The 12,871-nt window shown below is 73.6% G+C and carries 14 protein-coding genes and 1 riboswitch; of the genes, 7 read left to right on the plus strand and 7 right to left on the minus strand.

Annotation, left to right across the window (positions count from 1 at the left end; genetic code table 11):
* Positions 1–47 precede the first annotated feature (47 nt).
* Positions 48–404 (plus strand): winged helix-turn-helix transcriptional regulator, encoded by a 357-nt coding sequence (locus ACIP5K_RS02555; protein WP_401404188.1) that lies wholly within the window; start codon positions 48–50, stop codon positions 402–404.
* Between the two features lie 87 nt (positions 405–491).
* Here the strand turns inward: ACIP5K_RS02555 and ACIP5K_RS02560 are convergent, their stop codons facing one another.
* Both ACIP5K_RS02560 and trpS read right to left on the minus strand, forming a co-directional pair.
* Complete coding sequence (locus ACIP5K_RS02560) at positions 492–1,085, minus strand: 2'-5' RNA ligase family protein (RefSeq protein WP_401404190.1); 594 nt, start codon at positions 1,083–1,085, stop codon at positions 492–494.
* Between the two features lie 65 nt (positions 1,086–1,150).
* A complete protein-coding gene (gene trpS / locus ACIP5K_RS02565) occupies positions 1,151–2,164 on the minus strand; it encodes a tryptophan--tRNA ligase (RefSeq protein ID WP_401404192.1) in 1,014 nt (337 codons plus the stop codon).
* A 123-nt stretch (positions 2,165–2,287) separates the two neighbouring features.
* Here trpS and ACIP5K_RS02570 point away from each other — a divergent pair, with 123 nt between their 5' ends.
* A complete protein-coding gene (locus tag ACIP5K_RS02570) occupies positions 2,288–2,953 on the plus strand; it encodes a hypothetical protein (RefSeq protein WP_401404194.1) in 666 nt (221 codons plus the stop codon).
* A gap of 8 nt (positions 2,954–2,961) precedes the next feature.
* On the opposite strand, the gene ACIP5K_RS02575 is transcribed toward ACIP5K_RS02570, so the two are convergent.
* Entirely contained in the window at positions 2,962–4,410 is a 1,449-nt protein-coding gene (locus ACIP5K_RS02575; RefSeq protein ID WP_401404195.1) for a glycine hydroxymethyltransferase, read from the minus strand.
* A 30-nt stretch (positions 4,411–4,440) separates the two neighbouring features.
* A riboswitch (ZMP/ZTP riboswitch) is annotated at positions 4,441–4,527 on the minus strand.
* A 127-nt stretch (positions 4,528–4,654) separates the two neighbouring features.
* Here ACIP5K_RS02575 and rocD point away from each other — a divergent pair.
* Positions 4,655–5,869: an ornithine--oxo-acid transaminase gene (gene rocD, locus ACIP5K_RS02580; protein ID WP_401405243.1), complete on the plus strand. Its 1,215-nt coding sequence runs from the start codon at positions 4,655–4,657 to the stop codon at positions 5,867–5,869.
* Positions 5,870–5,894: 25 nt separating this feature from the next.
* On the opposite strand, the gene ACIP5K_RS02585 is transcribed toward rocD, so the two are convergent.
* Positions 5,895–7,085 (minus strand): glutathionylspermidine synthase family protein, encoded by a 1,191-nt coding sequence (locus ACIP5K_RS02585; RefSeq protein WP_401404196.1) that lies wholly within the window; start codon positions 7,083–7,085, stop codon positions 5,895–5,897.
* Between the two features lie 7 nt (positions 7,086–7,092).
* Complete coding sequence (locus ACIP5K_RS02590) at positions 7,093–7,425, minus strand: hypothetical protein (RefSeq protein WP_401404198.1); 333 nt, start codon at positions 7,423–7,425, stop codon at positions 7,093–7,095.
* Positions 7,426–7,544: 119 nt separating this feature from the next.
* On the opposite strand from ACIP5K_RS02590, the gene ACIP5K_RS02595 reads away from it, so the two are divergent.
* The gene (locus tag ACIP5K_RS02595; RefSeq protein WP_401405245.1) at positions 7,545–8,381 is read left to right on the plus strand and encodes a hypothetical protein; all 837 of its coding nucleotides are present in this window, start codon (positions 7,545–7,547) and stop codon (positions 8,379–8,381) included.
* A 578-nt stretch (positions 8,382–8,959) separates the two neighbouring features.
* On the opposite strand, the gene ACIP5K_RS02600 is transcribed toward ACIP5K_RS02595, so the two are convergent.
* Entirely contained in the window at positions 8,960–10,369 is a 1,410-nt protein-coding gene (locus tag ACIP5K_RS02600; protein WP_401404200.1) for a PLP-dependent aminotransferase family protein, read from the minus strand.
* Positions 10,370–10,415: 46 nt separating this feature from the next.
* Between ACIP5K_RS02600 and ACIP5K_RS02605 the strand changes: the two genes are divergently transcribed.
* From ACIP5K_RS02605 to ACIP5K_RS02615, 3 genes are read left to right on the plus strand one after another with little or no spacing between them, the layout of a single operon-like run.
* A complete protein-coding gene (locus ACIP5K_RS02605; RefSeq protein WP_401404202.1) occupies positions 10,416–10,976 on the plus strand; it encodes a carboxymuconolactone decarboxylase family protein in 561 nt (186 codons plus the stop codon).
* A complete protein-coding gene (locus tag ACIP5K_RS02610) occupies positions 10,973–11,422 on the plus strand; it encodes a carboxymuconolactone decarboxylase family protein (RefSeq protein WP_401404204.1) in 450 nt (149 codons plus the stop codon). The genes ACIP5K_RS02605 and ACIP5K_RS02610 overlap by 4 nt, the downstream gene beginning before the upstream one ends.
* Positions 11,416–12,168, plus strand: a complete 753-nt coding sequence (locus tag ACIP5K_RS02615; protein ID WP_401404205.1) for an isocitrate lyase/phosphoenolpyruvate mutase family protein — start codon at positions 11,416–11,418, stop codon at positions 12,166–12,168. The genes ACIP5K_RS02610 and ACIP5K_RS02615 overlap by 7 nt, the downstream gene beginning before the upstream one ends.
* Before the next feature lie 203 nt (positions 12,169–12,371).
* Here ACIP5K_RS02615 and ACIP5K_RS02620 read toward each other — a convergent pair whose 3' ends face one another.
* Positions 12,372–12,854, minus strand: a complete 483-nt coding sequence (locus ACIP5K_RS02620; RefSeq protein ID WP_401404207.1) for an ATP-binding protein — start codon at positions 12,852–12,854, stop codon at positions 12,372–12,374.
* Positions 12,855–12,871 lie beyond the last annotated feature (17 nt).

Raw genomic sequence — 12,871 nt, forward strand, 5'->3', positions numbered from 1 at the left:
AGTGGGTGGTTACCCCGGGGTGAGCGAGCAGGTCAGAGGGGTGGGGCATGACGACGCTGAACCGGCCAGGTGCACCGGACGGACACGTCTGCGGGATCGACGCCGCGATGGAGGTGATCGGCGGCAAGTGGAAGGTGCTGATCCTCTGGGCGCTCCACGAGCACCCCGACCGCCGCTTCGGCGAACTACGTCGACTGCTTCCCGGCGTCACCGAGAAGGTGCTGGCCTCCCACTTGCGCGAGCTGGAAGCGGACGGCGTCGTGCACCGCGTCTCCTTCGACGAGGTGCCGCCCCGCGTCGAGTACTCGCTCACCGAGGACGGCATGCGCCTCAACGACGCGCTCCAGCCACTGGCCGCCTGGGGCCGCGAGCGGCCGACCGCGACCAGCACGGTGGCCTCGTAGCGGACGGCGCGTTCGTCGCCGTCGGTCGGTCGCCGCCGGGACCGGACGGGCGGCCTCCCCGCCTTCGTCCCGTCCCGGCCCGCGCCCCTACGGGGCCCGGTGGTCGGACCGGGCGGAGTTGCCGGAGGCCCGGCGGGTCGTCTGGGACGGCAGGGAAGCGGTGCCGAACGTGAAGTCGCGCAGGCGGCGCCACACGCCGTCGGCGCCCTGCTCGTACAGGGCGAACCCGGTGCACGGCCAGGCCGCCTCGTAGTCGGCGAGCGCCGCGAAGGCCCGGTCCATCGCCTCCTCGGCGATCCCGTGCGCGACGGTCACGTGCGGGTGGTACGGGAACTGCAACTCGCGGGCGACCGGCCCGGAGGCGTCCCGCACCTGCTTCTGGAGCCAGGTGCAGGCCTCGGCGCCCTCCACGACCTGGACGAACACCACCGGCGACAGCGGCCGGAAGGTGCCGGTCCCGGACAGCCGCATCGGGAACGGCCGCCCGGTGGCGGCGACTTCCGCGAGGTGCGCCTCGATCGCCGGCAGCTGCCCGCCGTCCACCTCGGTCGGCGGGAGCAGCGTGATGTGCGTGGGGATACCGTGCGCAGCGGCGTCGCCGAAGCCCGTGCGCCGCTCCTGGAGCAGGCTGCCGTGAGGCTCCGGGACCGCGATCGAGACGCCGATCGTTACGGTCCCCACGTCGTGCTCCTGTCGTCGAGTGGCGGGCGGGCGGTGGTACTGCTGCTGCGCGTGGCGTACGGGCCTCAGTGCTTGGCGGGCAGGAAGCCGACCTTCTCGTACGCCTGGGCCAGGGTCTCGGCGGCGACGGCCCGCGCCTTCTCCGCCCCCTTGGCCAGGATCGGGTCGAGGGTCTCCGGGTCGTCCAGGTACTCCTGGGTGCGGGTCCGGAACGGGGTCACGAAGTCGACCATGACCTCGGCCAGGTCCGTCTTGAGCGCACCGTACATCTTGCCCTTGTACTTCTGCTCCAGTTCCGGGATACCGATGCCGGTGAGGGTGGAGTAGATCGTGAGGAGGTTGCTGACGCCCGGCTTCTTCTCGGCGTCGTAGCGGATGACGGTGTCGGTGTCGGTGACCGCGCTCTTGACCTTCTTCGCGGTGGCCTTCGGCTCGTCGAGCAGGTTGATGAGGCCCTTCGGCGTGGACGCCGACTTGCTCATCTTGATCGACGGGTCCTGGAGGTCGAAGATCTTCGCCGTCTCCTTGAGGATGTACGGCTTCGGGATCGTGAACGTGTCGCCGAACCGCCCGTTGAACCGCTCCGCGAGGTCGCGGGTCAGCTCGATGTGCTGGCGCTGGTCCTCGCCCACCGGCACCTCGTTGGCCTGGTAGAGCAGGATGTCCGCGACCTGGAGGACCGGGTACGTGAACAGGCCGACGCTCGCGCGGTCGGCGCCCTGCTTGGCCGACTTGTCCTTGAACTGCGTCATCCGGCTGGCCTCGCCGAAGCCGGTCAGGCAGTTCATCACCCAGGCGAGCTGCGCGTGCTCGGGCACGTGGCTCTGCACGAACAGCGTGCACCGGTCCGGGTCGAGCCCCGCGGCCAGCAGCTGCGCGACGGCGAGCCGGGTGTTCTGCCGCAGCACCTCCGGCTCCTGCGGGACGGTGATCGCGTGCAGGTCCACCACCATGTAGAAGGCGTCGTGGGACTCCTGGAGCGCGACCCACTGGCGGACCGCGCCGAGGTAGTTGCCGAGGTGGAACGAGCCTGCGGTGGGCTGGATTCCGGAAAGCACGCGAGGACGATCAGTGGCCATGGGCCCATTGTCTCAGGTGTCCCTCCTGGAATGGGGGCAGGTGCACGACAGGTCTCTGCCACTACGGTGTCCCCGTGACCCGGATCACGCCGGGCGCGGCACCGGGGGTGGGCGATGCGCGGGATGCGGACGGGCCGACGCGCCGTGGCGGCGGCGGTGCTCCTGGTGCTGGTGGGCGCCGGTCCGGCCCGGGCGCGCCCGGAGGGGCCGGGCGGTGCGGACCGGCCCGATCTGGCCGTGGTGATCGCGCCGGGCGCGGCGGCGGGGCCGTCGGTGTCCCTCGACGACGCGGACCCGGACTTCGCCCGGCTGGAGCGGCTGACCGGGGAGTTCGCCGCGGTGACCGAGCGGGTGCCGCGCGCCTGGGACGACGGCCGGTTCCCGCCGGTGGAGGCGACGATCGTGTGGGGCACGACCGGCGTGGGCGGCTGGCCCAAAACCCGGCGGGCGCCCGGCGGGGACACGGCCGTCGACCGGCAGGACCAGCTGGTCGTCGCGGACGACGGCACGCCGTGGATCCGGACCGACCCCGCGATCGACGTGGACGACGACGACCTGCGCTGGCACCGCGCCTCCCCCGGCCTCGTCGCCGAGCTGCGGCGCGCCGGGGTGTTCCCACCGGTGCGCGCCGGTGCGCACGCGGGCGTACCGACGGCGGACAAGGTGCGGTGGGGGCTGGGCGGGCTCGGCGCCGGGCTGGCCGCCGCCGCGGGCGTGTGGTGGCTGCGGGCGCGGCTGCCGCGGGCGGGGCGGGAGCCCCGGGGTCCGCGGCAGCAGCTCGTCGGCTGAGCCGGGGCTCAGCCCAGGTCGATCCGCCCGTACAGCGGGAAGCCGGACAGCAGGTCGGTGGCGCGCCGGGCCACCTCGTCGGCGGTCTTCGGCTCCAGGACGTGGCTCGCCCTTGAGGGCTGGCCGGACTTGGTGGTGCCCGGCTCGGCGGAGGTCAGGACCCGGTCGATGAGGGCGGCGATCTCGTCCATCTCGGCGGTGCCGAGGCCGCGCGTGGTCAGCGCGGGGGTGCCGATGCGGATGCCGGAGGTGTACCAGGCGCCGTTCGGGTCGGCGGGGATGGCGTTGCGGTTGGTGACGACGCCGGAGTCGAGCAGCGCGGACTCGGCCTGGCGGCCGGTGAGCCCGTAGGAGGTGGCGACGTCGATGAGGTTGAGGTGGTTGTCGGTGCCGCCGGTGACGAGGGTGGCGCCGCGCCGGGTCAGGCCCTCGGCGAGCGCCCTGGCGTTGTCGACGATGCGCCGCGCGTAGTCCTGGAAGGCGGGCTGCCGGGCCTCGGCGAGGGCGACGGCCTTGGCGGCCATGACGTGCGGCAGCGGGCCGCCGAGCACCATCGGGCAGCCGCGGTCGACCTGGTCCTTGAGCGAGTCGTCGCACAGCACCATGCCGCCGCGCGGTCCGCGCAGCGACTTGTGGGTGGTGGTCGTCACGATCTGCGCGTGCGGCACCGGGTCGAAGTCGCCGGTGAGGACCTTGCCCGCGACGAGCCCGGCGAAGTGCGCCATGTCGACCATGAGCGTCGCCCCGACCTCGTCGGCGATCTCGCGCATGACGCGGAAGTTCACCAGGCGCGGATAGGCGGAGTAGCCGGCGACGAGGATCAGCGGCTTGAAGGCGCGGGCCTGCGCGCGCAGCGCCTCGTAGTCGATGAGGCCGGTGGCCGGGTCGGTGCCGTACGACTGCTGGTCGAACATCTTGCCGGAGATGTTGGGGCGGAAGCCGTGCGTGAGGTGGCCGCCCGCGTCGAGCGACATGCCGAGCATCCGCTGGTTGCCGAAGGCCCGGCGCAGCTCGGCCCAGTCGGCGTCGGTCAGGTCGTTCATCTGCCGCACGCCGGTCTTCGCGAGGAACGGCACCTCGACGCGGTCGGCGAGCACGGCCCAGAAGGCGACCAGGTTGGCGTCGATGCCGGAGTGCGGCTGGACGTAGGCGTGCCGGGCGCCGAACAGTTCGCGGGCGTGCTCGGCGGCGATCGACTCGACGGTGTCGACGTTGCGGCAGCCGGCGTAGAAGCGGCGGCCGACGGTGCCCTCGGCGTACTTGTCGCTGAGCCAGTTGCCCATGGCCAGGAGCGTCGCCGGGGAGGCGTAGTTCTCGGACGCGATCAGCTTGAGCATCTCGCGCTGGTCGGTGAGTTCCCGGCCGATGGCGTCCGCGATGCGCGGCTCGACGGCGCGTACGACGTCGAGCGCGGCGCGGTACGCGGTGGACTCGGGGGTGAGGTCGGTCTTGCTCATGAGAGGGCTGCCTCCGGACACGGTCGGTTCGCGGTCGGCCCAGGCGCACGGCACACAGGTCACGAGCCGCTCCCCGATGGTCGGTCCCATCCCAGCGCGCCAGTCACGGCTCCGTCCTCACATTACCGGGCGCGCCGTCCCGCGAGGTTTCCGCGTCCGGCATGCGAGCCACGATAGGAACGGGCCACAAGCCCGTCCCGCACCGCCCGTACAGTGCCGTACGAACGGAGATCCCGTGACTTCTGTGACTCCCGCCCACGCCACGCAGGACTTCATCACCGCGTCCGACGCGCACAGCGCGCACAACTACCACCCGCTGCCGGTCGTCGTCGCCACGGCCGAGGGCGCCTGGCTGACCGACGTCGAGGGGCGCCGCTACCTGGACCTGCTCGCCGGCTACTCCGCGCTCAACTTCGGGCACGGCAACCGGCGGCTGATCGACGCCGCCAAGGCGCAGCTGGAGCGGGTGACGCTGACGTCGCGCGCCTTCCACCACGACCGGTTCGCCGACTTCTGCACGCAGCTCGCCGAGCTGTGCGGCAAGGACATGGTGCTGCCGATGAACACGGGCGCGGAGGCGGTGGAGACCGCCGTGAAGACCGCCCGCAAGTGGGGCTACCGGGTCAAGGGCGTGCCCGAGGGCCGCGCCCGGATCGTCGTGGCGGGCGACAACTTCCACGGCCGCACGACGACGATCGTCAGCTTCTCCACCGACCCGGAGGCGCGCGCCGACTTCGGCCCGTACACGCCCGGCTTCGACATCGTCCCGTACGGGGACCTGCCGGCGCTGCGGGCCGCGGTCACGGACGAGACGGTGGCCGTGCTCCTCGAACCCATCCAGGGCGAGGCGGGGGTGCTGGTGCCGCCCGCCGGGTACCTCGCGGGCGTACGGGAGCTGACGCGCGAGCGCGGGGTGCTGTTCGTCGCGGACGAGATCCAGTCGGGGCTCGGGCGCACCGGCCGGACGTTCGCGTGCGAGCACGAGGGCGTGGTGCCGGACGTGTACGTGCTGGGGAAGGCGCTCGGCGGCGGGGTCGTGCCGGTGTCGGCGGTGGTCGCCGACCGCGACGTCCTCGGGGTGTTCCGGCCGGGCGAGCACGGCTCGACGTTCGGCGGGAACCCGCTGGCGTGCGCGGTGGGGCTCGAAGTGATCGCGATGCTGCGCGGCGGCGAGTTCCAGCAGCGGGCCACCGAGCTGGGCGCGCATCTGCACGCCGAGCTGGGGCTGCTGGCCGGGACCGGCCGGGTCGGCGAGGTGCGCGGCCGGGGCCTGTGGGCGGGGGTCGACGTGGACCCCGCGTACGGCACGGGCCGGGAGATCTCGGAGAAGCTGATGGCCCGCGGGGTCCTGGTGAAGGACACCCACGGGTCGACCATCCGGATCGCGCCGCCGCTGGTCGTCGACAAGGAGGACCTGGACTGGGGCCTCGATCAGCTGCGGGCGGTGCTGGGGGTCTGACCCCCCGGCCCCGCGCCGGTGGCCGTCACCGGATGACGTGCGGGAGGAAGCGGGCGTATCCGTCGGTGACGGGGCCCGCCGACTCCCTGATGCCGAGCCCGGCGGCCTCGCCGTCGACCACCCAGGCGCCGAGCACGGTGCGGTTGCCGTCGAAGTCCGGCAGCGGCGCCAGCTCCTGGTAGCAGCAGGGCTCTTCGGGGTCGTGGGCGACGGGGGCGGAGCCGGGCGGGTGCAGGGTGACGCCCTCGCCCTCGCGGCCCAGCAGCGGCTTGGCGACGTAGCCCGTGGTGGTGGCGAGGTCGCGGGGGCCGTCGACGAAGGCGGGCAGCAGGTTCGGGTGGCCCGGGTACAGCTCCCACACCACGGCGAGCAGCGCCTTGTTGCTGAGCAGCATCTTCCAGGCGGGCTCGATCCACAGGGTGCTGCCGGTGCCGCCGCCGTTGTCGAGGGTGTCCAGGACGTGTCCGGCGAACGCGTCCGTGGTCAGCCACTCCCACGGGTACAGCTTGAAGCAGCTGCGGATGAAGCGGAGCCGGTTGTCGACGAAGCGGCCCGACAGGTCGTCCCAGCCGATCTCCTCCATCGAGATCCAGTCGGTGGCCAGGCCCGCCTGCTCCGCGGTCTCCTTCAGGTAGCCGACGGTCATCAGGTCCTCGCCGAGCTCGTCGGCGGCGGAGTGCGCGAAGTGCAGCGGGCTGCCGGGCGGCAGCAGGGCCGCCTGCCGCTTCCAGGCGTCGACGAGCCGTTCGTGGAGGGAGTTCCACTGGTCGGCGCCGGGGAATCGTTCCTCCATCCAGAACCACTGGGGGCTCGCCGCCTCGACGAGGGAGGTGGGGGTGTCGGCGTTGTACTCCAGCAGCTTGGCCGGGCCGGTGCCGTCGTAACGGAGGTCGAACCGCCCGTACAGGGAGGGGAGTTCGTCGCGCCGCCGCCAGGAGTCGGTGACGGCGCGCACGACGCGCGGGTCGGTCAGGGCGAGGTCGGCGAAGCGGTCGTGCTCGACGATGTGGCCGGCGGCGGCCAGGCACATGGCGTGCAGTTCCTCGACGACCTCCTCCAGCGCCTCGACCTCGGGCAGCGAGAACGCGTAGTAGGCGCTCTCGTCCCAGTACGGGCGCAGGGAGTCGTCCGGGTAGCGGGTCAGCGGGTAGATGAGCCCCTGCTCCTCCACCGTCCGCTGCCAGCCGGGACGCGGGGTGATGAGATGTCTGCGCATGATCGGCTCAGCCGCCCGATCCGCCCTTGCCGCCGAACCCGCCGCGCGAGACGCCCGAGCCGCCTCCCGAACCGCCGGAGGACTTGTGGAACGACCCGCTCTTGATGCGGCTGCCGCTGCGCGAACCGCCGTAGTACCAGCCGTGGCCGCCCGACGAACCGTCCTTGCAGTACTTGTCGTCGACGACCTTGTACCCCTTGCCCGCGGTGTAGCTGTCGCGGTCGACGCAGCGCTTGTCCGGGTCGGAGTCGCAGGCGCTGAGGGTGGCGGCGAGCAGCCCCACGCCGCCGAGCACGACGGTGCCGGAGCGCAGGCGGCGTCGGGTGGTGCTGTCTGTCATACGGGCCCCCGTGGACGTGGTTGGTGTATCGGGCACCTTAGTGTCCGGCGCCCGGGTTGGGGAGCGCCTGCACCGGCCGCGCACCCGAGTACCCCTAGATTCCCCGTGTGACTCCGGGAATGCTCTGCGCGCTGGCGGCGGCCGTCTGCTTCGGAACGGCCTCCGTGCTCCAGGCCATGGCCGCGCGGGCGGCTTCGCCGGGGACCGGGGCGGGGGTCGATCCGGCGCTGCTCGTACGGGCGTTGCGGCAGTGGCGGTACGCGGCGGGGCTCGGGCTCGACGGGGTCGGGTTCGTGTTCCAGGTCGTGGCGCTGCGCAGCGTTCCGATCTACGCGGTGGGGGCGGCGCTGGCCGCGAGCCTGGCCGTCACCGCGGTGGTCGCGGCGCGGCTGTTGCGGGTGCGGTTGAGCGGGGCCGAGTGGGGTGCCGTGGGGGCGGTGTGCGCCGGGCTCGCGCTGCTGGCGCTGGCCTCCGGCGCGGAGGGGGCGGGGGCCGGGTCGGACGCGCTGCGGTACGCCATGCTCGGGGTGGCCGTCGGGGTGCTCGGGGTGGGGGGTGTGGCGGGGCGGTTGTCCGGGCGGGGGCGGGCGCTCGCGCTGGGCCTGTGCTCGGGGTTCGGGTTCGGGGTGGTGGAGGTGAGCGTCCGGCTGATCGACGATGTGTCGCCCGGGGGGCTGCTCACTGATCCGGCCGTGTATGCGCTGCTGGTGGGGGGTGGTGCGGCGTTCTTGTTGCTGACCTCCGCGGTGCAGCGGGGGTCCGTGACCGTGGCGACGGCCGGGATGGTGCTCGGGGAGACCGTGGGCCCGGCGCTGGTGGGCGTGGCCTTTCTCGGCGACCGCGCCCGGCCCGGTCTCGGCTGGCTCGGGGTTCTGGGGTTCGCGGTGGCCGTGACAGCCGCCTTGTCCCTGACCCGCTTCGCCGCCCCCGAACCCCCTCCTCCCACCCCTTCATGACCGGCCGGCGGAGCCGAACGCGCCTCCCGCCGCGGGGCCGGTCGCGCAGTTCCCCGCGCCCCTGGGTGACCTTCCGGGTGCGGGCCCGGTGGGGCTTCTCGCGCAGTTCCCCGCGCCCCTGGGTGGTCTTTCGGGTGCGGCTCTCGTCGTGGCTGGTCGCGCAGTTCCCCGCGCCCCTGAGATGCGCACTGCGTGCGCCATCTCATCGGAGAGGCCACCGCGGTCCCGCCCGCAGGAGAGGCGCACGCCCCGCCCCCCAGGAGAGGCGCGCGAAGCGCAGCCTCAGGGGGAGGCTGCGCGTCAGCGCATGCCTCAGGGGCGCGGGGAACTGCGCGAGAAGCGGCCACCGGCCCGCGGACGAAGAACCACCCAGGGGCGCGAGGAACTGCGCGACCAGCCCCCACGGCGGCGCGCGTCAAAAACCGACCCAGGGGCGCGGGGAACTGCGCGAGACGCGGCCACCGGCCCGCAGACCGAGAACCGCCCAGGGGCGCGGGGAACTGCGCGACCAGCCCCCACGGCGGCGCGCGTCAAAAACCGACCCAGGGGGCCGGGTGGGCGGCTCGCGTAGGGCAGGGCTAGGGCAGGACCCGGCACAGGGCGTCCAGCGCCCCGGTCCAGCCGTGATCCGGAGGTGTCCCGTATCCGACGACCAGGGCGTCCAACAGCTCACCGGCATCGGCGTGCCGGTAACTGGAGAGGCCCACGACGCCGAGCCCCTGCCAGGCGGCGGCCCGCACCACGGACCCCTCGGTACCGGCGGCCAGCGGCAGCACGGCATGCAGCCCGGCCGCGATCCCGGTGACCCGGACAGAAGGCGCCCGCTCCGCCAGCGCGGCGACCAACTGGTCCCGCCGCCTGCGGTACCGCAACCGGGCCCCCCGCAGATGACGGTCGTACGCCCCCGACGCCAGGAACTCGGCGAGCGTCAGCTGATCGAGCACCCCGCACGACCAGTCACTGATCCCCTTGGCGGCGGCCACCTCCCCGACGAGCCCGGGCGGCAGCACCATCCACCCCAGCCGCAGCCCCGGCACGAGCGACTTGCTGGTGGTGCCGAGATAGACGACCCGGTGCGGATCGAGCCCTTGGAGCGCGCCGACGGGCTGCCGGTCGTAGCGGAACTCCCCGTCGTAGTCGTCCTCGATGACGAGACCGCCGGTGCGCCGCGCCCAGTCGACGACGGCGGCCCGCCGGTCCGGGTGGAGCGGCACCCCCATGGGGAACTGGTGGGCGGGCGTGAGCAGCACGGCCCCGGCCGCCCCCGACTCCCGTACCGCGGTGCCGAGTCCGTCGACCGGCAGCGGCCGCGTGCGCAGCCCGGCCCGGTGCAGGATCTCCCAGTGCGGCGGCAGCCCGTACGACTCGACGGCGATCTCCCCGACCCCGCGCCCGCGCAGCACCTCCCCCAGCAGCATCAGCCCGTGCGCGAACCCGGAGCAGATCACGATGCGCTCGGGGTCGGCGTGCACCCCGCGGGCCCGCGCGAGGTATCCGGCGAGCGCGGCCCGCAGTTCGGGCCGCCCGCGCGGGTCGCCGTAGCCGAGGGCGTCGTTCGGCGCGGCGGTCAGGGCGCGCCGGGCGGCCTTGAGCCAGGCGGCGCGCGGGAAGGAGGCGAGGTCGGGGCTGCCGGGCTGGAGGTTGTGGACCAGTGGCCCGGTGGCCCGGCGGGCGACGGAGGCGGGGGGCCGGGGCGCGTCGACGGGCCGTTCGGCGACCCGGGTGCCGGATCCCTGCCGGGCGGTGAGCCACCCCTCGGCGACGAGGTCGGCGTAGGCGTCGGCGACGGTGTTGCGGGCCATGCCCAGGTCGGCGGCGAGGGTGCGCGAGGAGGGCAGCCGGGTCCCGGGGGCGAGGCGCCCGCCGCGTACGGCCTCGCGCAGCGCGTCGGTCAGCCCGCGCCGCAGCCCGAGCCCACCGGAGGGCGCGATGTGCAGGTCGATCCCGAGGGCCTGTCCGGACGCCGAAGTGGCCCACTCGTTTGCCATGGAAATGGACCATACACGTGGGCTACTGGCTTCGTAGGCTCGACTCATGACCACGAACAGCAGCACCCCGAACAACAGCACCCCGAACAGCACCACCACCCACAGCACCACCACGAGCGACGGCGGCGCCGAGTACGCGCACGAGCACACCCCGCGCCTGGCCTGGGCCAAGCACGCCCCCGAGGTCTACAAGGCGATGATCCAGCTGGACACCGCCGCCCGTAAGGGCGTGGACCCGGTGACGTTCGAGCTGGTCAAGATCCGCGCGTCGCAGCTCAACCACTGCGCGTTCTGCCTCGACATGCACACCAAGGACGCCCTGGCGGCGGGCGAGAGCGTCGAGCGCGTCGTGATGCTCAGCGCGTGGGAGGAGGCCCGGCACTTCTACACGGAGCGGGAGGCCGCGGCGCTCGCGCTGACCGAGGCGATCACCGTGCTGACGGACGGTTTCGTCCCGGACGCCGTGTACGAGGAGGCGGCCCGCCTCTACGACGAGACCGAGCTGAGCGGACTCATCGCGGCGATCACGACGATCAACGCGTGGAACCGCTTCGGCGTGAGCACCCGCATGGTCGCCGGGCACTACACACCACAGTCCGCGAAGTGACCACGCGCACCCGGCACCTGGACCCGCAGGTCCGCCGCGCCCTGCAAGCGGCGGGCGCGGCGGCCAAGCGCGGCCTCGACGATCCGGTCCTCGCCGAACTGGTGATGATCCGGGCCTCGCAGATCAACGCGTGCGCGTTCTGCCTGGACATGCACGTGGCCGTCGCGGTGGAGAAGAACGGCGAGAGCGTCGAGCGGATCGCGCTGCTCGGCGCGTGGCGTGAAGCCGATGGTCTGTACAGCGAGCGGGAAAGAGCGGCGCTGGCCCTCACGGAAGCCATGACCATACTGACGGACGAAGCTGTTCCGGACGAGGTCCACGCGGCCGCGGCCGGGCACTTCGACGACGTCCGACTCGCCCATCTGATCGGCGTGATCACGGTGATCAACAGCTGGAACCGGCTGATGGTCGCCCGCCGCATCGAACCCGGAGGACCCGCATGGTGACCCCCAGCGCCACCCTGTTCCGCGCCCTGCACCACGACCGCTCGCCCGGTGACCCGCTGGTCCTGCCCGGCCCCTGGGACGTGGCGAGCGCCCGCGCCTTCGAGGAGGCGGGCTTCCCGGCGCTCGCGACGCCGAGCGCGGGGATCGCGGCGTCGCTCGGCCACGAGGACGGGTCCACGCCCGCCGAGGAGATGTTCACGGCGGTGCGGCGCATCGCGCGTTCGGTGTCGGTGCCGGTCAGCGCGGACATCGAGGACGGGTACGGGCTGGCCCCGAAGGAGCTGGTGGAGCGGCTCCTGGAGACCGGCGCGGTGGGCTGCAACCTGGAGGACTCGACCCGCGCGGGCGGCCTCAAGGACCCGCGTGCGCAGGCGGACTGGCTGGCCGAGGTGCGGGCGGCGGCGGGCGACGGCCTCGTGCTGAACGCGCGTATCGACACGCTCATCGGCGCGTTCCACGGTGTCGCCCCCACCCCCGAGACGGAGGCGGACACGATCGAGCGGGCCCGCCTCTACATCGCGGCGGGCGCCGACTGCGTCTACCCGATCGGCGCCCCGCTGACCACCCTGCCCCGCCTGCGCGCCGCCATCGAGGGCCCGATCAACGTGGGCACCCCGGTGGACCCGACGATCCTGCGCGAGTGGGGCGAGGCGGGCGCGACCCGGATCACCTTCGGCCCCGGCATGCAGCTGCGGGCCGCGGCGGCCGCCAAGGAGATGGCGTCGACCCTGCTGCGCGACGCCTGACCCACCCCCGAGGCCCCGCCCCGCTCCGGCGGGCCGGGGCCTCCCCCTCGAAACCACCTCGCGCCCCACTTGAGGAACAGCGCCGTTTTCCCGCCATCGCGGGGGCCGTCCCGGAGGGTCGAGGTCGCGGACATGCCTCCGCACCAGGTCTTCGACCGGACCCTGCGCCGGCGGCTGGCGGCGGCGGCCACGCATGCCACCCGCTATCTGGCGGGCGAGGTGTTCTCCTGCTGAGCGGCGTCGGCGCCGCCGGTCGCGGCCGTCCCCGCGCCGGTGTCCAGCTCGAACCACACCACCTTGCCCACCCCCTCCTCCCTGGCCTGCGCGCCCCACTCCCCCGCCAGCATCGCCACCAGCGCCAGGCCGCGCCCCGACTCGTCGTCCGGTGACGCCCGGCGCGGCTGCGGGAGGGTGTCGCCTGCGTCCGTCACCCGGACCGTGAGGCGGTTCGCCGTCAGGGTCGCGCGGGCCCGGATCTGCCGGTCGGCCGGGGCCTTCGCGTGGCGGTACGCGTTCGTCATCAGCTCGCTCAGCAACAGTTCCGCCGTGTCCGTCACGTCGGCGGACAGGCCCCAGGAAGCTGCCTGTCCGCGAAAGAGCAGGCGTGCCCGGCGCACGCTACGGGCGTGCCGCGGCAGGCGCCACTCGATGTCCTGGGGAGGCCGCGTCGGCGGTTCGGTCTGCATGCGTCCACCGTCCCGGC

The sequence above is a fragment of the Streptomyces sp. NPDC088785 genome, from assembly GCF_044750685.1.
Classification (GTDB): domain Bacteria; phylum Actinomycetota; class Actinomycetes; order Streptomycetales; family Streptomycetaceae; genus Streptomyces.